Genomic DNA, 21,081 nt, shown 5'->3' with positions numbered 1-21,081 from the left:
GTGGCCGACGGCGTGGTCAAAAGGTGGACGACGATCGTCTCAGGCGAGGGTCTGAGCGGTCCGCAGCAGGTCCATGGGCACGTGCTTGACCTTCCCGGCGATCTCGGCGAGGTCCACCAGCTCCACGGTCTCCCCACGCAGTGCAGTCATGACCCCGGTCCGCCCCGAGGCGATCGCATCCATCGCCGCGACCCCGAAACGTGACCCGAGGATACGGTCGGTAGGCGTCGGCGACCCGCCACGCTGCACGTGGCCCAGGATCGTGACACGGGTGTCGAAGCCCGTGCGCTGCTCGATCTCGTGCGCGACCTTCTCCCCGATCGCGCCCGCGATGATCTCGCCGTACTTCCCGACCTGGGTGGTGTAGTCCATCGAGCTGCCCTCGCGCGGCATCGCTCCCTCTGCCACCACGACGATCGAGAAGTTCGCGTGGGCGCGGTGACGGTGCTTGAGGAACTTGACCACCTGGTCGATGTCGAACGGTTCCTCAGGTGCCAGGACGAGCTCGGCCCCGCCGGCGATCCCGGCGGTGACCGCGATCCACCCGGCGTGACGCCCCATGACCTCCACGACCATGACGCGGTTGTGGCTCTCGGCGGTGGTGTGGACGCGGTCGATCGCCTCGGTGGCGATGTTCACGGCGGTGTGGAACCCGATCGACAGATCGGTACCCTCCACGTCGTTGTCGATCGTCTTGGGGATCGCGACGATCTTCACGCCGGTCTCGGCGACCTTGGACGCCGCGTGGAGCGTGCCGTCGCCGCCGATGCAGATCAGCGCCTCGATCCGCTCGGCCTCGAGCGTGGCGGTCACGGCCTCGAGTCCGCCGTTGCCCGCATGGGGGTGGAACCGTGCCGTGCCCAGGAGGGTGCCGCCGACGGGCAGGACGTTGCGGATGTGCTCGCGCCGCAACGGCATCACGTCACCGTCCACCACGCCCTTCCACCCGTTGCGGAACCCGATGATGGAGTGGCCGTAGTGGCCCTCGCCGTGCTTGACCACGGCACGGATCGCCGCGTTGAGTCCTGGGCAGTCTCCGCCACCGGTCAGCAGTCCGACACGCACGCGCGACTCTCCTTCGTCGTTGGGGGCCAGGGACGGTCTGGTGGACAGGCCCTCGCGGAGAGCCGTCACGCACCGATGCGTCCCGTGGACACCACACTAGCCAACCGGCGCCGGGCCCGGTCGGGTCGAGGGTCCCGGTCACCCGGACCGCGCCCCCAGGTCGAGCGATCGCCCGGGAATCGCGTCCAGGAGCGCCCGCGTGTACCCCTCCCGGGGGGCCTCGAACACCTGGTCGACCGGACCGCTCTCCACGACCCGCCCGCCCTGCACGACGCACACCTCGTCGGCGATCTGCCGCACGACCGCCAGGTCGTGGGTGATGAAGAGGTAGCTCAGCCCCCACCGCTGCTGGAGGTCCGCGAGCAGGTGCAGGATCTGGGACTGGACGATGACGTCGAGCGCCGAGACGGCCTCGTCGCACACCACGAGGTCGGGGTCGACCGCCAGGGCCCTGGCGATCGCGACCCGCTGCCGCTGCCCGCCCGAGAGCTCCCCCGGGTACCGGCGGAGCAGGTCGAGCGGCAGCGCGACGGCGTCCATGAGCTCCTCGACACGCTCGCGACGCCGGTCCGGGGACCCGAGTCGATGGGCGCGGAGGGGCTCCTCGATGGTGCGGTGGACCGAGTACAGAGGGTCCAGGGAGGAGTACGGGTCCTGGAAGACGGGTTGGACCTGCTTGCGGAAGCGGACCTCGGCCGCACGGTCCCGCCGCGCCCCGCTGACGGCTCGTCCGTTGAAGCGGATCTCGCCCGCCGTCGGGGTCAGGAGGTCCAGGACCATGCGGGCCACCGTCGACTTGCCCGAGCCCGACTCCCCCACGAGCGCGACCGTCGTCCCCCGCGGGATCGTGAACGAGACGTCGTCCACCGCAGTCAGGTCGCGACCGCGGCCGAGCAGGCCGGGACCCCGGAGGCGGAACACCTTGGTGACCCCGTCGACCTCGACGATGTTGTCGGGTGTGTCGGGGGCGTCACGGGGTGGTGACGGCCGGGCCGGCGTGAGGCGAGCCGAGGCGAGGGAGGGGGCGGCCGCACTCAGGCGTCGGGTGTACTCGTGGCGGGGTGAGCGCAGGAGGTCCAGCGCCGGGCCCTGCTCCACGACCTCACCCCGGTACATGACGACGACGCGGTCGGCGCGCTCGGCGGCCAGACCCAGGTCGTGGGTGATCAGCAGGACCGCGGTCCCCAGGTCGGCCGTGAGGGTGTCGAGGTGGTCGAGGATGGTGCGCTGGACGGTGACGTCCAGGGCGGACGTCGGCTCGTCGGCGATCAGCAGGCGCGGTCGACACGCGAGCCCCATCGCGATGAGGACCCGTTGCCGCATGCCGCCGGAGAGCTCGTGGGGGTACTGGTGCGCCCGTGCCGCAGCGTCAGGCAGACCGGCCTCGTCCAGGAGCTCGACGGCCCGGCGGCGTGCCGCCGGTCCTCGCACGACGCCGTTGTCCTCCAGGGTCTCGGCGATCTGACGGCCGACACGCACGACGGGGTTGAGGTTGGACATCGGGTCCTGGGGCACCAGGCCGATCTCCTTGCCGCGGACCCGGGCGATGCCGGCACGTCCAGCACGGAGCAGGTCGATGCCCTGGAAGTGGATCTGCCCGCCCGTCACCGACCCGTTGGGCGCAAGGAGCCCCACCACGGCCGCTGCCGTGGTCGACTTGCCGGAGCCGGACTCCCCCACCACCGCGACGGTCTCGCCGGCGTGGACCTCGAAGGAGGCCCCCCGGACCGCGAGTGCCGTGCCCTGGTCGGTGCGGAACCCGACGTCCAGGTCACGGATGCTGAGCAGCGGACCGTCCACGGCATCCACGGTGGTCACCTCGTCCTGGTCTTGGGGTCGAGCGCCTCTCGGAGCGCTTCACCGAAGAGCGTGAAGCCGAGTGCCGTGACGGCGATGCACGCACCGGGCCACAGCGCCAGCCGCGGTGCCACCTCGAGCTCGTTCTGGGCGACCGTCAGCATGCGCCCCCACTCGGCGGTCGTCGGTGACCCTCCCCCGAGGCCGAGGAACGACAGGGCCGCGGCCTCGATGACGGCGGTCGCGAGCATCAAGGTCGCCTGGACGATCACGGGGCCGAGGCTGTTGGGCAGGACGTGGCTCATCGTGACGGTACGGCGGGTCAGGCCCAGCGACCGGGCCGCCAGGACGTACTCCTGGCCCCGTTGGGCGAGCATCGTCCCCCGCAGCAGGCGCGCGAAGACGGGCACCTGGACCGCGCCGATCGCGATCACCACGGCCCGGGGCGACTGCCCGATGACGGCCGCGATCGAGACGGCCAGGAGCAGCGAGGGCACGGAGAGCACGAGGTCGACCAGCCGCATGGTGGCCATGTCGACCCACCCGCCGAAGGCACCGGCCAGGACTCCCAGGAGGAGGCCACCGGCGAGCCCGAGCAGGGTGGACAGGACGCCGATGGTCAACGACGCCCGGGCGCCCCAGATCAGCTTGGAGAGCAGGTCGCCGCCGAACCTGTCGAGGCCGAGCAGGTGATCGGCCGAGGGGCCGGGGATGTAGGTGGGGCGGATCTGCGCGCGCCCGGGAAGCGCCTGCCCGTCGTACGGGGCGAGCACGGGCGCGAGCAGGGCGACCAGCACGAACAGGACGATGATGGTGGCTCCGACGAGGGCACCCGGGTTCCGGCGCAGCCTGCGGGCGGCCAGACGCCAGATGCTCGCCCCGGCCTCGGGGTCGGGCCCTGGGCGTGCGGGCAACGGGTCGTGGGGGCCCAGGGCGTGGGTCTCGGTGGTCATCGTGCTCGCATCCGGGGGTCGATGAGTCCGTAGGAGACGTCCACGGCGAGGTTCGCCAGGGCGTAGATCACGGCGATGAAGAGGATGAAGCCCTGCAGCACCGCGTAGTCGAGGGAGAAGATCGCGGTGGCCAGGAAGCTCCCGATGCCGTTGAAGGCGAACACCGTCTCGGTGAGCACCGCGCCGGACAGCAGGAGCCCGACCTGGAGGCCGATGGTGGTGGCGACGGGGAGCATGGCGTTGCGCAGCACGACGCGGCGTCGCAGTCGGGACGGTCGCAGGCCCTTGGCGCGGGCGGTGCGGACGTAGTCGGCGTTCTGGACCTCGATGACGGAGGCGCGGGTGATGCGGGCGATGATCGCCAGCGGGATCGACCCGAGTGCGACGGCCGGCAGGACCAGGTGCTGGAGGGCGTCCCACGCGGCGTCCCACTCCCGGGTCAGGAGCCCGTCCAGGACGTAGAAGTTCGTGGGGTGGGTGGCGATCATCGACGAGCTGAGTCGACCGGCGGAGGGCAGCAGCCCGAGCTGGACCGCGAAGACCCACTTGAGGAGGAACGCGAGGAAGAACACGGGGATGGTGACGCCCAGCAGCGAGACGCCCACGGTGACGTGGTCCAGGGCACGCCCCTGGTGGCGGGCGGCCAGGTAGCCGAGGGGGATGCCCACGCCGACGGCGAAGAGCAGGGCCATGAGGGTGAGCTCGATGGTGGCCGGGAACCGGAGCCAGAACTCCTGGAGCACGGGGGTGCCCGTGCGGGTGGAGACCCCGAAGTTGCCCTGCAGGAGCTGACCGAGCCAGGTCAGGTACTGCTCGGGCAGAGGCCGGTCGAACCCGTAGAGGGCGTTGACGCGGGCGACCTCTGCCGGGGTCGCCCGCTCTCCCAGGAGGGCCGTCGCGGGCCCACCTGGGAGAGCACGCACCCAGAGGAAGAGCAGGACCGACAGGCCCAGCAGTGTCGGCACCAGCAGCGCGAGGCGCTGCAGGACGAGTCTGAGCATCGTCGTGGTGGGGTCAGTCGTCCAGGGTGATGACGTTGTAGACCTCGTCCTGCACGGGTGAGGCGGGGTAGCCGTGCACGTCCGGGCTGAACGCCAGTGACGGGACGGGGTGGGCGATCGGCACGCCGGGGAGGCGTTCCATGATCGCGACGTTGGCCGCCTCGTAGGCCGCGACCTGGTCCTCGACGCTGGTCTGGTACCGGGCCTCGCCGATCATCTCGAACAGCTCGGGGTCGTCGAAGCCCCACTCGACCGAGCGGGCCCCGAAGAACACGCCGATGAAGTTGTAGGTGTCGTTGTAGTCCCCGGTCCACCCGAGCAGGTGCAGCCCGTGGTCCTCGGTGCCGGTGACCCGGTCGAGGTAGTCCGGGGCCCAGGGTTCCGGCACGGCGTTGACGGTGATGCCGGCGTCCTCCAGGTCGGCGCTGATCGCCTGGAACACCTGCTCGGGGGTGGGCATGTACGGCCGTGAGACGTTCGTGGGGTAGTTGAAGTCGATCGTCAGGTCGGACGCCCCGGCCTCCTCGAGGAGCTCCTGGGCGCGGTCGGGGTCGTAGTCGTAGGTCTCGACGTCGCCGCTCCAGCCCGCGACCGAGGGCGGGATGAAGTTCGTGGCGATCTCCGTCCCTTCCGGGAGGGTCTGGGCCACCAGTGCCTCCTTGTTGATCGCGTGGGCGATCGCCTGCCGCACGCGCAGGTCCGCCAGGGCGGGGTCGGCCTGGTTCATCGCGAGGTACAGGACGTTGAAGGGCTCGCGGTCCACGATCTGGAAGCCCGCGTCCTGGAGCGCTGCGACGTCGGCCGGACCGACGAGGTCGTACCCGTCGATGTCGCCGGCCTGCAGCGCCTGCCGGCGGGCGTTGGCGTCGCTGATGATGGGGAAGACGATGCGCTGGACCTGTCCCTGCTCACCCCAGTAGTCGGGGTAGGCGCGCAGCACGACCTGCTGGCCGCGGGACCACGACTCGAAGACGAAGGGGCCTGTGCCGGTCGGATGGGCGGTCGCGTAGTCCGGCAGGACGGGGGCGCCCGCGTCGCCTCCGACGTCGTCGGCGCCGTGCTCCTCCAGCGCGGTGGGCGACTGCATCGCGAAGGCCGGCAGCGACAGCGCGGAGATGAACTCAGGGAGCGGGCTCGCCAGGGTGATCACGGCGGTGTGGTCGTCCTGGGCGGCGCAGCTCTGGTACTTGCCGGTCCCGTCGAGGGACTCCTCGTCGCTGGAGGCGAACCCTCCGTTGACCTTCTGCCAGTAGTAGGAGAGGTTCCCGGACTGCAGGATCCCGGTCCAGCCGTTCCAGCGCTCGAAGTTCGCGCACACCGCGTCGGCGTCGAACGGGGTGCCGTCGTGGAAGGTGACGCCCTGCTTGAGGTCGAACGTGTAGGTCAGCCCGTCGTCGCTGACGTCCCAGCGTTCGGCGAGCAGCGGCGCGGGGTCCGCGGTACCGGGCTCCACCCCCACCAGGCCTTCGAAGATCTGGCGTGCGACGCGGAAGGACTCGCCGTCGCTGGCGAACGCGGGGTCCAGGGACGCCGGGTCCGAGGACGCCGCGAACGTGAAGGTGTCCCTGGTCCCCGACCCGCCACCTTCGCCGTCCTGGGCCTGCTCGCGCTCGCTCTGCGCACAACCGGCCAGGACCGCACCTGCCACGGTGACGACCGCCACCGTCCTCGTGAGCCTGATCACTCGATCACCTCTGTCGTCCTCGGGCCGGCGGAGCGCCGACCGCTGCGGGGCGAACCTAGGTCAAATGATGTTTCGCGTGCATGACACGAGCCTGTGACCCGGCACGGGTCGACAATGGTCTGATGACGTCCCCCGACTTCGCCGGCTTCCGCGACGTCCACGACCCCTCCCCGCACCCCGGGCGCTCCTGGTGGGAGCTCAACGCCGAGGACTACCTCGCCGACCACGGGGAGTTCCTGGGCCGTGACGACTTCTGCTGGTGCCCGGAGGGGCTCCGGGAAGCCGACGCACGCCTCCTGGGTGACGTGCGGGGGCGCCACGTCCTGGAGGTCGGGGCGGGCGCGGCCCAGTGCTCCCGGTGGTTGCGCGCGGCCGGTGCCCACCCGGTCGCGAGCGACGTCGCGTGGCGCATGCTGACCGCCTTCGACGGTGACGGCGACGGGGTGGCGCGCGTCCAGGCCGACGCCCGCGCCCTCCCGTTCGCGGCCGACTCCTTCGACACCGCGTTCACGGCGTTCGGCGCGATCCCGTTCGTGCCGGACGCGGCGCGGGTGCACCAGGAGGTGGCGCGGGTGCTCCGGCCGGGGGGCACGTGGGTGTTCGCGGTCACACACCCCATCCGGTGGGCCATGCCGGACGACCCCGAGGGCCTGGAGATCACGCGGTCCTACTTCGACCGGCGGCCGTACGTGGAGCTGGGCGCCGACGGGGGTGTCGAGTACGCCGAGTACCACCGGACACTGGGGGACCACGTCGCCGACGTGGTGGGTGCGGGTCTGCTCCTCGAACGGGTCGTCGAACCCGAGTGGCCGGCCGGGCACACCCGGGCCTGGGGTGGGTGGGGCCCGGCGAGAGGAGCACGCGTCCCCGGCACCGCGATCTTCGTGTGCCGCTTGCCGGACCGCTGACCCGGGCTGTCCCGAGGCTCAGTGCGCGGCGTCGTGCCAGCTGCGTCCGGTGCCCACGGAGACGTCCAACGGGACGGACAGGGTGGCGGCTGCCGCCATCTCGTCCCGCACGAGCCGCTCGACCGCAGCCCGCTCTCCCGGTGCCACCTCCAGGACCAGCTCGTCGTGGACCTGCAGGAGCAGCCGGGAGGCCAGGCCCTCCTGCGCCAGGCCACGGTGGACGCCGAGCATCGCGACCTTGATGATGTCCGCGGCGCTGCCCTGGATAGGTGCGTTGAGCGCCATGCGCTCCGCCATCTCTCGCCGTTGCCGGTTGTCGGACGTGAGGTCCGGGAGGTAGCGGCGGCGTCCGAGGATCGTGGCGGTGTACCCGGTCCGGCGAGCATCCTCCACGACACCGGCGAGGTAGTCCCGCACTCCCCCGAACCGCGCGAAGTAGTCCTCCATGAGGGCCGTCGCCTCGGCCACGGAGATCCCGAGCTGCTTGGACAGCCCGAAGGACGACAGCCCGTACGCCAGACCGTACGACATCGCCTTGATCTTGGACCGCATCGCGGAGGTGACCTCGTCCGTCGTCACGCCGAACACCCGAGCCCCGACGAAGTTGTGCAGGTCCTCACCTGAGCGGAACGCGTCGATCAGCCCCTCGTCACCGGACAGGTGCGCCATGATGCGCATCTCGATCTGGCTGTAGTCGGCCGTCAGGAGCGTCTCGTACCCGTCCCCGACGACGAAGGCACGGCGGATGCGGCGGCCCGCCTCTGTGCGGATCGGGATGTTCTGCAGGTTGGGGTCGGTCGACGATAACCTGCCCGTCGCGGCGATCGTCTGCTGGAACGTGGTGTGGATGCGCCCGTCGGGTGCCACCGAACGGATGAGCCCCTCGACCGTCTGCCGCAACCGGGAGGCGTCGCGGTGGGCGAGCAGGTGCGCCAGGAAGGGGTGCTCGGTCCGCTCGAACAGGTCCGTCAGGGCTGCTGCGTCCGTGGTGTACCCGGTCTTGATCCTCTTGGTCTTGGGCATGCCGAGCTGGTCGAACAGGACCTCCTGCAGCTGCTTGGGCGACCCGAGGTTCATCTCCCGCCCGATCACCGCGTAGGCCTCGGACGCGGCGTCGGCGACCGCGGCCGCGAAGTGCGCCTCGAGCTCGGCAAGGTACGCCCCGGCGGCGCCGATGCCGGTGCGCTCCATCCCGACGAGCACCTGCACCAGCGGTAGCTCCAGGTCCGCCAGCAGCCCACCGGAGGCCCGGTCGGCGAGCTCGCCCCGCAGCACCTCGACCAGCTCGGCGACGGCGGCGGCGCGGACGGCGGCCCCCGTCTCCACACCACCACCGTCCAGGTCGAGGTCCAGCGCCCCCTGGCCGTCGCCGGACGCCGACTCGGCACGCAGCTCGCGACGCAGGTGGCGCACAGCCAGGTCGCCGAGGTCGTAGGAACGCTGGTCCGGGTGGCACAGGTAGGCCGCGAGCAGCGTGTCGAACACCACGCCGGCCAGGTCCAGCCCACGTGCACCCAGGGCGTGCACGGCGGACTTGGCCCCGTGCACGGCCTTCGGTGCCGCGCCGTCCGCGAGCCAGACGGCGAGCGTCGACTCGTCCTGCGGGTCCAGGTCGGTCAGGTCGACGACCAGCGCCTGCTGCGTGCCGTCGGCGAGCGCGAGGGTCCAGGCGTCACCGCCGGTGGGGTTGCCGCGGCCGGACACCTCGAGGGCGACCGTGCGGCCGTCCCGCTCAGCGAGCCACGTGCCCAGGGACCCGGGCACGGCGGCCACGACCTCCAGGTCGAACGCCGCTGCGTCGTCCTCGGCGTCCGGGACCATCGCCAGGAGCCGCTCGCGCAGGGTACGGAACTCCAGGGCGTCGAACACCCGGTGCATCGCCTCGCGGTCCCACGGCTGGGACGCGAGGTCCTCGACCGTGACGGGCAGCTCCAGGTCGCGCACTGCGGCGTTCAGCTCGCGGTTGACCCGCACCTGGTCCAGGTGGGTGCGCAGGTTCTCCCCCGCCTTGCCCTTGATGGTCGGCGCGGCGGCGAGCACCGCCTCGAGGTCGCCGTGGGCCGTGATCCACTTCGCGGCGGTCTTGGGACCCACGCCCGGCACCCCGGGGAGGTTGTCGCTGGTCTCACCCACGAGCGCCGCCAGGTCCGGGTAGCGCCCGGGCGGGACGCCGTACTTGTCCTCGACGGCCTCGGGGGTGAAGCGGACCAGGTCCGAGACCCCCTTGCGCGGGTAGAGCAGCGTGACCTCGGGACCGACCAGCTGCAACGCGTCCCGGTCCCCGGAGCACACCAGCACGTCCATGCCCGAGGCGACCGCTCGCGTGGCCAACGTCGCGATGACGTCGTCGGCCTCGAAACCCTCCTTCTCGAGCGTCGTGACACGCAGCGTGGCCAGGATCTCCTTGATCAGGGGAACCTGGCCACGGAACTCCTCCGGGGTCGCGTCCCGGGTCGCCTTGTACGCGGGGTACTGCTCGGTGCGGAACGTGGTGCGCCCCACGTCGAACGCCACGGCCACGTGCGTCGGGCGCTCGTCGCGCAGCAGGTTGGCGAGCATCGAGGTGAAGCCGTAGACGGCGTTCGTCGTCGCCCCTGTGCTCGTGGAGAAGTTCTCCGCCGGGAGCGCGAAGAACGCCCGGTACGCCATCGAGTGCCCGTCGATGAGCAGGAGCAGGGGACGGGTTCGCGCCAGGTCAGTCACGGGTGCCAACCTATCGGCCATGACCGACACCGACGGACCCGACCTGGACCCCACCGCCCCCGCCGACCCGGGCACGTTGATCTCCAGGCTCGGCATCCGGGTGCTCCGGGCGAGCGCCGAGGAGGTCATCGGCACGATGCCCGTGGCGGGCAACACCCAGCCCTACGGGCTGCTGCACGGCGGGGCCTCGGCGGCCCTGGCCGAGACGCTGGCCTCCTACGGGGCGATGCTGCACGCCGGTAAGGGCAGGCGCGCCGTCGGCGTGGACCTGAACGCCACCCACCACCGGGGCGTGGCCGACGGGGAGGTCACCGGTACCGCCCGGGCGGTGCACCTCGGCAGGACGACCGCCAGCTATGAGGTGGTCGTGGTGGACTCCGCGGACAGGCGGGTCTGCACCGCGCGACTGACCTGTGTGCTCATCACCGCGCGCGAGGCCTGACCGACCTGGTCGGGGACGTGGCCGACCTGCCCATCCAGGCGCAGGCGCCGACGCCTGGCGATGAGGTCCTCCAGGGCGCCGACCCGGCCCTTGGCGACGTCACCGGCCAGGCGACGCTCCAGCGCCGAGGTCGAGACCACCCGGTGGGCGGCGGCGGGCGTGAACCCCAGTCGCACGAAGAATCGCTGCATGCCTCGCGCCCCCGGGATGGGCGCGGCGTAGACCGACTCCGCCCCGGCCTGCCGGGCGGCGTGCGTGGCCCCGACCATGAGCGCGTGCCCGACGCCACGCCGTCGGTGCGCCGCGTCGACGTACACGGCCTCCACCGCCAGGCTCACCTCCTCGGTGAACGGGCTCGGACCCAGGACCCGCGCCAGCAGGAGCCCGACGACCGTGCCCTCCAGGCGAGCGGTGAGGACCACACCCCCCGGTGCCCCGGTCAGGGCACCGATCTGTCGCGCGACGTCGCCCTGGTCGGCGCTGCAGATCTGACTCGCGAGCGAGGACTCGGACCGGGCTCGCAGGCACAGCCCTGCCAGGTGCTCGACGTCCTGGGGTTCAGCGGGGCTGACCTCGACTCCGGTTCGCACGCCTGGGCCTCCTCCGTCGAACCCGGGCCGTGGGGGCGGCGCCCGGTTTGATGACGAAACGGTAACGGTCGCGGCCGCGTGGAGAAAGTCTGGTCCCGGACCCCTACGTTTCCTTCACCGGACGTGCGACCAAGGTCCCTGGCAGGAGCGGAACCTGTGGCACGTAACCGCGAGGACACATCGGGTGCCTACTCTCACCGGCACCCGGCGGACCGACCGGGCCCGGACCGGCCGGGCACCGTCGCCCGACCGGAGGACCTGCGCGAGAGCGCACAAGCGGACGGAGGCCCACGTGCCACGTGCAGCGATCCCCCGGTTGCCCCAGGCACCCCCCCGACCCGGCGGCACCCTCCGCCCCGCCCTGCTCGCCCTGGTCGTCCTCACCCTCACCTGGGCCGCCCTCCTGGCGACCGGCACAGCGCACGCCGCCACCGGCGAGTGCACCCCGGCTCCCGACACCGGGTGCGTGGCGGGCACGGTGCGGACCTCGGAGCGGGAACCCGCCACCGACGTCCGCATCGTCATCGAAGGCCCCTCCGGTGAGCTGGAGACCTCGACCGGCCCGGACGGGCGCTGGTCGATCGCGACCACCGAGCCCGGCGAGCACACGGTGACCCTCGACGAGGACACGCTGCCCGACGGCGAGACCCTCAGGGACCCCGCGGCCAACCCCCGCACCGTGTCCGTCGAGCTCGGAACCTCCGCGGCCGTCCTCTTCCCCCTCGGTGACCCCGGACCGGACCCCACCCCGTCGCCCGGCACCGCCGACGACACCGCCGACGTGCCCGACCCCGACGCCGTGACCAGCCCCCCACCGGACTCCCGGTCGGGGTCCGGCATCACCTGGGAGCGCGTGGCCCAGCAGGCCAGCTCCGGCCTGGTGTTCGGGACCCTGCTCGCCCTGGCCTCCGTCGGCCTGTCGCTGATCTTCGGCACTACCGGCCTGAGCAACTTCGCCCACGGCGAGCAGGTCACCCTCGGTGGGATCCTCGCCTACGTCTTCACCCAGATCGTGGGCCTGCCCCTGCTGGTGTCCGCGATCATCGCCATCGCCCTGGCCGCTGCCTCCGGATGGCTCCAGGACGCCGCCATCTGGCGTCCGCTCCGACGACGTCGTGTCGGACTGACCCAGCAGCTCATCGTCACCATCGGCCTGGCGATCGCCCTGCAGTACGTGTTCCAGTTCTTCCTCGGCAGCAGCTCGCTGCGGATCGTGCGCACCAACCCCGAGACCCTCACCATCGGGCCCGTCACGATCGCCCAGCAGTCCCTGATCTCCCTCGGCATCGCAGCACTGGCGCTCGCCGCCGTGGGCTACCTGCTGACCTCCACCCGCGTCGGACGCGCGACCAGGGCCGTCTCGGACAACCCGGCGCTCGCCGCGGCGTCCGGGATCGGTGTGGACCGCATCATCAGGATCGTCTGGACCGTCGGAGCCGGGCTCGCGGGCCTGGGCGGGGTGCTCCTGGGCCTGTACCTCAACGCCACCGCCTGGAACATGGGCCAGATCCTGCTCCTGCTCATGTTCGCCGCCGTCACCCTCGGCGGGCTCGGCACGGCGTTCGGCGCCCTCGCGGGCTCACTGGTCATCGGGATGGTCGTGGAGCTGTCGAACCTCGTCATCCCCTCGGACATGCGCTACGTCAGCGCACTGGTGATCCTCATCCTCGTACTGCTGCTACGCCCCCAGGGCATCCTCGGCCGCGCCGAGCGGATCGGATAAGGGAGACCCCATGGACTGGGCACGCATCCTCACAAACGTCGCCGGCGAGCTGATCGCCCCCACCACCGCCGCATACGCCCTCGCGGCCATCGGCCTCAACGTGCACTTCGGGCTCACCGGGCTGCTCAACTTCGGGCAGGCAGGCTTCATGCTGCTCGGCGCCTACGGCTTCGCGATCTCCACCATCGCCGGGTTCCCGCTGTGGGCAGCGGTCCTGGTCGCGATCGCCTGCGCGGTGCTCTTCGGCCTGCTGCTAGGGATCCCGACCCTCAAGCTGCGCGGGGACTACCTGGCCATCGTCACCATCGCCGCAGCCGAGATCGTCCGCATCGTCGGTCGGTCCACCGCCCTCACCGACCTGACCGGCGCCTCGTCCGGGCTCCGGGGCGACAGCTACAAGGTGACGTTCCAGGCACTGTCACCGTTCCCGGACGGCACGACGACCCTGGGCCCGTTCACCTACGCCAACAACGCCTCGAACTCGTGGTGGATCCGCATCGTCGGGTGGCTCCTGGTCCTCCTCGCCTGCCTGCTCGTGTGGCGGCTCATCAACAGCCCGTGGGGCCGGGTCCTCAAGGGCATCAGGGAGGACGAGGACGCCGTCCGCTCCCTCGGCAAGAACGTGTACGCCTACAAGATGCAGGCGCTGGTCCTCGGCGGCGTGATCGGTGCGCTCGCAGGGGTGGTCTACGTCTTACCCCGGGCGGTGCAACCCGATGCCATGGGCAGACCCATGACGTTCTTCATCTGGACGATCCTCCTGCTCGGGGGGGCCGCGACGGTCTTCGGTCCGGTGCTCGGGTCGATGATCTTCTGGGGCGCGCTGATGCTCATCAAGACGGTCATGCGCGACGTGGTGCCCGCCACCGTCATGCGGACCGAGCAGATCGAGCAGTTCGGCTGGATCGTCGTCGGCGTCACCCTGATGCTCCTGGTCATCTTCAGACCGCAAGGGATACTCGGGGACCGGAAGGAGCTGGCGATCGATGCCCGTTGACACCACCCTCGGGGCCGTCCCGCACTCCCCTGGCGCGCCCAAGCCCGACCCGATCCTCGTCGTGGACGGCGTTCGTCGCCGCTTCGGGGGCATGGTCGCGGTCGACGTGGAGCACCTGGAGGTCCAACGCGGTGCGATCACCGCACTGATCGGACCCAACGGCGCCGGGAAGACGACGCTGTTCAACCTGCTGACCGGGTTCGACCGGCCGAGCACCGGTACGTGGACGTTCGACGGCCGGCCCATGGGTCGGCTCCCGGCCGCACGCGTCGCCCGCCGCGGGATGGTCCGCACGTTCCAGCTGACCAAGGCCCTGGCCCGGATGACCGTCATGGAGAACATGCGGCTGGGTGCTGACCGCCAACCCGGTGAGAGCCTCGCGACCGCGCTCGTCCCGCCCCTGTGGCGACCCAGGGAACGGGAGATCACCGCCCGCGCGGAGGAGCTGCTGGAACGGTTCCGCCTGCTGGAGAAGAAGGACGACTTCGCGGGCAGCCTGTCCGGCGGGCAGCGCAAGCTGCTGGAGATGGCGCGAGCCCTCATGAGCAACCCGGTGATGATCATGCTCGACGAGCCGATGGCGGGGGTGAACCCTGCCCTGACCCAGTCGCTCCTCGGGCACATCCAGGCCCTGCGCGACGACGGCACCACGGTGCTGTTCGTCGAGCACGACATGCACATGGTCAGGCACATCTCGGACTGGGTGGCCGTCATGGCCGAGGGGCGGGTCGTCGCCGAAGGTCCGCCGGGGTCGGTCATGGCCGATCCCGCCGTGATCGACGCCTACCTGGGCGCCCACCACGACACGGACCTGGGTGACGACGCCCTTCTGGAGGACCCCGAGGGACCTGATGAGGCCGCCGGGAGCGCGCAGCGACGAGAGGAACGACCGTGACCACCACCCCGGCCACGACGCAGGCCCCCGCGGGGACCGTGCAGGACGACACCCTCCTCCACGCGGAGGACCTCGTCGCCGGGTACCTGCCGGGGGTGAACATCCTCAACGGCTGCGACCTGGTCGTGCGGCCCGGCGAGCTGATCGGGATCATCGGGCCGAACGGTGCCGGCAAGTCCACGCTCCTCAAGGCCCTCTTCGGGTTGGTGACGGTCCGCTCCGGCAAGGTCACCCTCAAGGGTGAGGACATCACGAACAAGCGCGCCGACTCACTGGTCCGGCGGGGTGTCGGGTTCGTCCCGCAGAACAACAACGTGTTCCCCTCCCTCACCATCGAGGAGAACCTCCAGATGGGCAGCTACCAGGAACCGCGTCGGTTCGCCGAACGCTTCGAGGCGATCGTCGACCTGTTCCCGGCCCTGGGAGACCGCCGGCGTCAACGCGCCGGGTCCCTGTCCGGTGGCGAGCGCCAGATGGTGGCCATGGCGAGAGCATTGATGATGGAGCCGTCGGTGCTGCTGCTGGACGAGCCGTCCGCCGGGCTGTCGCCGGTGCGTCAGGACGAGACCTTCCTGCGGACGAGGAAGATCAACCGGACGGGTGTCTCGATCATCATGGTCGAGCAGAACGCCCGTCGTTGCCTCCAGGTCTGCGACCGCGGTTACGTCCTGGACCAGGGCCGCAACGCCTACACCGCCCCTGGGCGGGACCTGATGAACGACCCGAAGGTCATCGAGCTGTACCTGGGCACGCTCGCCACGGACGTGGGATCCGACGGCTGAGCCGAACGCGACGATCAGTCGCGCTACAAGACGAGGGGCCCTGCCGGACGGCAGGGCCCCTCGTCTTCACCCGGTGAGGTCAGCCGACCTCACCGAACACTGCCTTGACCCACGTGTAGCTGTTGTCGTCCTCGTACCGGTAGATGCCGACGTACGCCGAGGACGGGTCGTTGTTGTCCGCGAACGGTCCGACGCCCGAGACGGCCTGGTAGTCGATGTCCTGACCGTCGTCCAGGAGCGCAGCGCACTCGGAGAACCCGATGCACTCCGTCCCGCCCTCGGCCCCGGACACCGCGGCGAGGTTCGCCTGGATGGTCGGACCGTCGGTGCCTCCCCCGCGGACGGCCGCCAGCGCGGCGAGGATCACCGCGTCGTAGGACTCGGCGGCGTAGGAGTAGTCACGCAGGTCGGGGTCGACCTCCAGGAGCCGGCCCTGGAACTCGTCGCTGGGGAACGCACCGGGGAGGGTGCCCTGGGCCCCTTCGAGCGTGCCCGGCTCGAAGTCCTCGGAGTAGTCCGACAGGTTCCCGTCGACGAAGTACAGGTTCGACGCGTCGAACCCGGCCGACACCAGCGCGGGGACGATGAGCCTGGTCTGGTCGAAGGCGATGACCACGACCGCGTCGGGGTCGGTCGCCAGGGCGGCCGTGACGGTCGAGGCGATCACGTCGTTGGACTGCGGGTCGAACTCGTCCCCGGACGACCCGTACGTCACGGTCGCGCCTGCGTCTTCGAGCGTGGCCTGGGCGACGTCACGGAGGGTGATGCCGTAGTCGTCGTTGAACACGATGAACGCGACGTCGGCGTGCCCGTCCTCGAGGATCAGGTTGGCGAGGGCGTCACCCTGGACGACGTCCGACGGCGCGGTCCTGAAGTAGAAGGGCGAGTACCCGGAGAGGTCCGTGGCAGTGTTCGCGGGTGAGATCTGGACGATCTCGGACCCGGTGATGTCGTCGATCACGATGCGCGTCACGGACGAGGCCGCAGCGCCGATGATCACCTGGGCGCCTCGGCTCTGCAGGTCGGTGACCGACTGGGTCGCGACCTCGGAGTTCGCAGCGTCGGAGGAGTCCGTGTGGTGGATCTCGACAGGAGACCCGAGGACGCCACCTGCGTCGTTGATCTCCTCGACGGCGAGGTCCACGCCGGCGATCTCGGGGGGGCCGAGGAACGCGAGGGAACCCGTCTGGGGTAGCAGAGACCCGACGATCAGGGGCCCGGTGTCGCCGCCTGCCTGCTCGTCGGTGGGGGTGTTCTCGGCGGCCGGCTCATCGGCGTCACCGGCGCATGCGGTGAGGACGAGGGCAACGGCTCCGGCCAGCGCGGCGGCGCGGGCCATGTGGGTCGATCGCTTCATGCGGTGCACTCCTCTTCTGAGCACTCTGATCTCCCCTACCGGGAGCCAGCGCCCGGCGAGGGTGTGTGCCGAGGAACGTACCGGCCGTGTGTGTCCACGGTGTGACAGATCCCCAAGCACGGGAATCTGTTGCGGACTTGTGACCTATGTCCTACGTGCGTGTCACACGCAGGCTCACGCGCTGCCGACCTGCTCGATGACGGCGTCGGCGACCTCGCGCATGGTGAGGCGACGGTCCATCGACGTCTTCTGGATCCAGCGGAAGGCCTCGGGCTCGCTCAGGCCCATCTTGGTCATGAGGAGCCCCTTGGCCCGGTCCACGCGCTTGCGTGTCTCGAACCGGTCGGCGAGGTCGGCGACCTCGGCCTCGAGGGCGCTGATCTGGCTGTAGCGGGAGATCGCGATCTCGACCGCGGGCAGCAGGTCGGCAGGGGTGAACGGCTTGATGACGTAGGCCATGGCACCGGCGTCCCGGGCGCGCTCCACGAGCTCGGTCTGCGAGAACGCCGTCAGCAGGACCACGGGGGCTGCGTGCTCCTTGCCGATCTTCTCGGCGGCGGTGATCCCGTCCATGACGGGCATCTTCACGTCCATGACGACGATGTCGGGCTTGAGCTCGACCGCCAGCTTCACGGCCTCCTCGCCGTTGCCGGCCTCCCCCACGACGTCGAATCCGGCCTCACGCAACGTCTCGACGACGTCCATGCGGATGAGGGCCTCGTCCTCGGCCACGACCGCCCGACGCTGGGGACGGGTCGTCGGCGCCTCGACCTCCGTGTCGGCGTCGGGTGCACCGATCGGCAGCTCGAGGTCGGGAGTCTGGGTGCCGTCGTTCTCGCTCACGCACGCTAGCCTAGTGCCGAAGCCGCGTGACTAGGTGCAACGCCACACAGGTCGGGCACATGCCACGCGCTTCAGGGCGCCCACGGGTGCCCTGCCCCGATAGCCCAACCGGCAGAGGCGTTCGGCTCAAACCCGATCCAGTGTGGGTTCGAATCCCACTCGGGGCACCAGGTTGACCTGCGAGAACATCACGGCGTGTCCCACACGTGTCGCAGCGGGCGGGCCCAGTCGGGGCTGCCGAGATCAGACTGATCCGATGGCCCGGTCGGCCGGGCTGCCGCTCGCATGCTGCTACCGCCGGCGAAGGATCGGCTGGATCGAGTCCGGTGGCGGGAGCACATCGAGACCGCAGTTCAGGCGCCGTGAGGATCAGAACGTCTGGCCCCTTGTCGAGCTGTCGGCGCACGTGCTCGGCCGACTCGGAGCGGGCGGCCTCCCGGGGCACCTCAGCGGCGGCCGAATCGGTCAAGCGGTCAGGATCGCGCCGGCAACAGCCACCGGGACTGGGGTCTGCTGCACCTCGACGACGTGGGGGTACAGGGTTCGAATCCCACTCGGGGCACCACCCCGACCTGCGCAGACACCATGGCGCGACGCCCACGTCGGCCTGCCGCCCGAGGGGTGACGGCGCGCGGGCACGAGGCCCGCGAGGCCGGTGCGCTGACGGTGACCTGGTCCTGGACGGTCTGACCGGACCACATGGTCGCGCCACGGGCGCAACCCCGGCCGCTGGCTTTCGATAACGTTTTCGTCACGGGTGCCGAGAGCCCGCCTCCGGTGTCTAGACAACCCCCTCGCGCCCCGTGCATGCTGCGTCGCGAGAGATCGATCTCTCGCTCAGCGGTTCACGACGAAGGAGTCGGGAATGGGCAACGATGCCTGCGCTCACCTGCTGGTCCACCTCGAGGACGACGCGTCCGACCGGGCGCGCAACCGCCGGCGTCCGGCGTTCCGTACCGGTCCAGTACACGTGGACCTCGTCGCCCTCACGCCGGACGCGATCCGGCGGGCACTCGCATGAGCTCCGACGACGAGGCACGTCGACCGACCCCCGAGCCACCACAGAAACCCAGCGCACGTGCTCGTCCGAGCACGATCTCAAAGAGGAGAGCCATGAACCCCGTCCCGAAGACACGAACCCGCCGGGCGGGGACGTACCGAGGCGTGGCCTTGACGGCCGTCTCGGCACTCGCCCTGGCCGCCTGCGGCGGCACCGGAGGATCCCCAGGAGGTGGAACCGCCGCGGCTGAGCCGGCAGAGCTCGAGTGCGCCGTCACCGACTACGCCGCCGACCAGCAGTTCACCTCGCCCGAGCCGATGGAGGTGAGCATGCTGTGGACCGACTGGCCCGAGAGCCCCGTGACGGACTCCTGGCGGATCTTCGACGAGATCGAGGAGCGCACCAACGTCCGCATCGTCACCACCCACGTCCCGTTCAGCGACGCGGTCGAGAAGCGCGGCCTGCTGATCGCCGCAGGTGAGGCACCTACCGTGATCCCCCTCACCTACACCGGCGACGAGCGACCTTTCGCCGCCTCCGGGGCCGTGCTCCCGCTGAGCGACTACGCCGAGCACATGCCCAACTTCAACAAGTACGTCGACGAGTGGGACCTGCGGGAGATGGTCGACAACCTGCGCCAGTCCGACGGTCGGTACTACATGACCCCGGGCCTGCAGGAGGTCTCGGTACCCATGTTCTCGCTCATCATCCGCAAGGACGTCTTCGAGGAGGTCGGTGCACCGATCCCCGAGACCTGGGAAGAGCTCCAGACGGGCCTCGAGCTCATCAAGGAGGCGTACCCGGACAGCCTGCCGCTCGCGGACGGCTTCGAGGGCCAGTCCATGCTCAACTACGCCTCGCACGCCTTCGGCACCGTGGCCGGCTGGGGCTTCGGCCAGGGCATGTTCTACAACGAGTCCACCGGTGACTTCGAGTACGCGCCGACCACCGACGGCTACCGAGACATGGTGGCGTACTTCCGTGGCCTGGTCGACGCCGGCCTGCTCGACACCGAGTCGTTCACCGCACCGAACGACGGGACCGGCACGGTCACCGAGAAGATCGCCGCCGAGACGGTGTTCGCCGCCTCGGGCGCCTCAGGGACCGTCAACGAGTTCGCCATCGCGCTCGACGCGGCGGGCGTGACCGACTACGAGCTCGCCCTGCTCGCCCCCCCGGGCGGCGAGGCCGGGCAGGTCGTGGAGCCCCGGAACTTCTGGCACGGCTTCATGGTCACCGCGCAGGCGAAGGACGACCCCAACCTCTGCAGCACCATTCAGTTCCTCGACTGGCTGTACTACAACCCGGAGGCGCGTGAACTGGTCCAGTGGGGCGTAGAGGGCGAGACCTACGAGAAGGCTGAAGACGGCACGATCACGCTCCTGCCCGACTTCACGTACACGGCCTACAACCTCAACACCGACACCGGGAGCACCGACATCAAGGTCGACCTCGGCTGGGGCAACGACGTCCTGGCCGGCGGGACCGAGTCCCGCGTGCTCAAGGAGTCGTACAACCAGCCCGGGTACGTCGACTACATCGACACCGTGCTCTCGTCCCGGACCCCGCGGGACCCGTTCCCGCCCGCTCCCCTGGACGAGATGGAGCTGGAGCGCGCGTCGCTCCAGGCCACCCCGCTGAAGGACTCCGTGGACACGGCGACCCTGCAGTTCATCCTCGGTGACCGCGACATGTCCGAGTGGGACGCGTTCGTCTCGGAGCTCGGCAGCTCCGGCCTGGCCAGCTACGTCGAGCTGATCAACAGCGCCAAGGACCGCTGGGCCGAGGCCAACGGCTGACCGTCCGACGACGTGACCCGCGGGGTGTCGGGACGTCCCGACACCCCGCGGCCCCCTGACCCAAGGAGCACCGCATGAGCCTCACGCGTGAACCCTCCCCGGCCGTGGACCGGGGCGTCACGGCCGAGGTCGACGTCGACCCGCCGGGTGCCGGAACGCCGTCGGTGACCTCCGGGCCTGCCCGGCGCCGTCCGTGGAAGACCGCGTTGCGGCGCGACTGGCCCCTGTACGCGATGGCGCTGGTGCCCGTCCTGTTCCTGCTCCTGTTTCGGTACGTCCCGATGCTCGGCAACGTGATCGCCTTCCGGCGGTTCCGACCCGGCGGGAGCATGTTCGGTGAGGAGTGGGTCGGGTTCGCCTACATCGAGCTCTTCATCAACGACCCGACGTTCTGGAAGGTCTTCGCCAACACGGCCATCCTCGGCGGTCTCACCCTGCTCTTCTGCTTCCCTCTGCCCATCGTCCTGGCGCTCGCGCTCAACGAGGTCCGCAAGACCGCCTTCAAGCGCACCATCCAGTCGATCTCCTACCTGCCGCACTTC

The 21,081-nt window shown here is 70.6% G+C and carries 17 protein-coding genes, 1 tRNA gene and 1 pseudogene; 10 read left to right on the top strand and 9 right to left on the bottom strand.

Annotated elements, in window-relative coordinates:
* Positions 1-39 precede the first annotated feature (39 nt).
* The 5 genes from N869_RS00460 to N869_RS00440 all read right to left on the bottom strand — a co-directional run bounded on the left by N869_RS00460 (position 40) and on the right by N869_RS00440 (position 6,497).
* Positions 40-1,065 (bottom strand): 6-phosphofructokinase, encoded by a 1,026-nt coding sequence (locus N869_RS00460; RefSeq protein ID WP_035056300.1) that lies wholly within the window; start codon positions 1,063-1,065, stop codon positions 40-42.
* Between the two features lie 138 nt (positions 1,066-1,203).
* Positions 1,204-2,883: a dipeptide ABC transporter ATP-binding protein gene (locus N869_RS00455; protein WP_035056297.1), complete on the bottom strand. Its 1,680-nt coding sequence runs from the start codon at positions 2,881-2,883 to the stop codon at positions 1,204-1,206.
* The gene (locus tag N869_RS00450) at positions 2,880-3,815 is read right to left on the bottom strand and encodes an ABC transporter permease (protein WP_035056294.1); all 936 of its coding nucleotides are present in this window, start codon (positions 3,813-3,815) and stop codon (positions 2,880-2,882) included. Before N869_RS00450 ends, N869_RS00455 begins: the two co-directional genes overlap by 4 nt.
* The gene (locus N869_RS00445; RefSeq protein WP_035056291.1) at positions 3,812-4,816 is read right to left on the bottom strand and encodes an ABC transporter permease; all 1,005 of its coding nucleotides are present in this window, start codon (positions 4,814-4,816) and stop codon (positions 3,812-3,814) included. The genes N869_RS00450 and N869_RS00445 overlap by 4 nt, the downstream gene beginning before the upstream one ends.
* A 13-nt stretch (positions 4,817-4,829) precedes the next feature.
* Positions 4,830-6,497 (bottom strand): ABC transporter substrate-binding protein, encoded by a 1,668-nt coding sequence (locus tag N869_RS00440; protein ID WP_084136296.1) that lies wholly within the window; start codon positions 6,495-6,497, stop codon positions 4,830-4,832.
* Between the two features lie 125 nt (positions 6,498-6,622).
* On the opposite strand from N869_RS00440, the gene N869_RS00435 reads away from it, so the two are divergent.
* Entirely contained in the window at positions 6,623-7,408 is a 786-nt protein-coding gene (locus N869_RS00435) for a class I SAM-dependent methyltransferase (protein WP_035056285.1), read from the top strand.
* A gap of 18 nt (positions 7,409-7,426) precedes the next feature.
* Here the strand turns inward: N869_RS00435 and polA are convergent, their stop codons facing one another.
* The gene (polA, locus tag N869_RS00430) at positions 7,427-10,132 is read right to left on the bottom strand and encodes a DNA polymerase I (protein WP_035056394.1); all 2,706 of its coding nucleotides are present in this window, start codon (positions 10,130-10,132) and stop codon (positions 7,427-7,429) included.
* Here polA and N869_RS16770 point away from each other — a divergent pair.
* Positions 10,131-10,553, top strand: coding sequence for a hotdog fold thioesterase (locus N869_RS16770; protein WP_084136291.1), 423 nt, complete (start codon positions 10,131-10,133; stop codon positions 10,551-10,553). The two genes, polA and N869_RS16770, sit on opposite strands and share 2 nt — an antisense overlap.
* Here N869_RS16770 and N869_RS00425 read toward each other — a convergent pair.
* Positions 10,466-11,143 (bottom strand): GNAT family N-acetyltransferase, encoded by a 678-nt coding sequence (locus N869_RS00425; RefSeq protein WP_035056281.1) that lies wholly within the window; start codon positions 11,141-11,143, stop codon positions 10,466-10,468. The two genes, N869_RS16770 and N869_RS00425, sit on opposite strands and share 88 nt — an antisense overlap.
* Positions 11,144-11,435: 292 nt before the next feature.
* Between N869_RS00425 and N869_RS00420 the strand changes: the two genes are divergently transcribed.
* The 4 genes from N869_RS00420 to N869_RS00405 are packed head-to-tail and all read left to right on the top strand — an operon-like array spanning position 11,436 to position 15,540.
* Entirely contained in the window at positions 11,436-12,866 is a 1,431-nt protein-coding gene (locus N869_RS00420) for a branched-chain amino acid ABC transporter permease (protein WP_232229526.1), read from the top strand.
* Positions 12,867-12,876: 10 nt separating this feature from the next.
* A complete protein-coding gene (locus N869_RS00415; protein WP_035056278.1) occupies positions 12,877-13,863 on the top strand; it encodes a branched-chain amino acid ABC transporter permease in 987 nt (328 codons plus the stop codon).
* Positions 13,853-14,758 carry an ABC transporter ATP-binding protein gene (locus N869_RS00410; protein WP_035056275.1) on the top strand — a complete coding sequence of 302 codons (906 nt, stop codon included), beginning with the start codon at positions 13,853-13,855 and terminating at the stop codon, positions 14,756-14,758. The genes N869_RS00415 and N869_RS00410 overlap by 11 nt, the downstream gene beginning before the upstream one ends.
* A gap of 38 nt (positions 14,759-14,796) precedes the next feature.
* Complete coding sequence (locus tag N869_RS00405) at positions 14,797-15,540, top strand: ABC transporter ATP-binding protein (RefSeq protein ID WP_408606330.1); 744 nt, start codon at positions 14,797-14,799, stop codon at positions 15,538-15,540.
* Between the two features lie 79 nt (positions 15,541-15,619).
* On the opposite strand, the gene N869_RS00400 is transcribed toward N869_RS00405, so the two are convergent.
* Positions 15,620-16,897, bottom strand: coding sequence for an ABC transporter substrate-binding protein (locus N869_RS00400; RefSeq protein WP_035056269.1), 1,278 nt, complete (start codon positions 16,895-16,897; stop codon positions 15,620-15,622).
* Between the two features lie 174 nt (positions 16,898-17,071).
* The gene (locus N869_RS00395; RefSeq protein ID WP_232229529.1) at positions 17,072-17,701 is read right to left on the bottom strand and encodes an ANTAR domain-containing response regulator; all 630 of its coding nucleotides are present in this window, start codon (positions 17,699-17,701) and stop codon (positions 17,072-17,074) included.
* 132 nt (positions 17,702-17,833) lie between these two features.
* Here N869_RS00395 and N869_RS00390 point away from each other — a divergent pair.
* The 4 genes and pseudogenes from N869_RS00390 to N869_RS00380 all read left to right on the top strand — a co-directional run.
* Positions 17,834-17,910: transfer RNA gene (locus tag N869_RS00390), tRNA-Leu, on the top strand.
* Between the two features lie 695 nt (positions 17,911-18,605).
* On the top strand, positions 18,606-18,761 hold the full coding sequence (locus tag N869_RS17180; protein WP_156968262.1) for a hypothetical protein: 156 nt from the start codon (positions 18,606-18,608) through the stop codon (positions 18,759-18,761).
* 92 nt (positions 18,762-18,853) lie between these two features.
* Positions 18,854-20,539, top strand: a complete 1,686-nt coding sequence (locus tag N869_RS00385) for an ABC transporter substrate-binding protein (RefSeq protein WP_035056263.1) — start codon at positions 18,854-18,856, stop codon at positions 20,537-20,539.
* Between the two features lie 74 nt (positions 20,540-20,613).
* A pseudogene (locus N869_RS00380) lies at positions 20,614-21,081 on the top strand (sugar ABC transporter permease); the annotation flags it as partial.

Source organism: Cellulomonas bogoriensis 69B4 = DSM 16987 (assembly GCF_000767165.1).
Classification (GTDB): domain Bacteria; phylum Actinomycetota; class Actinomycetes; order Actinomycetales; family Cellulomonadaceae; genus Actinotalea; species Actinotalea bogoriensis.
The sequence above is the reverse complement of the archived record's forward strand: the minus strand, read 5'-3'. Positions and strand labels throughout refer to the sequence as shown.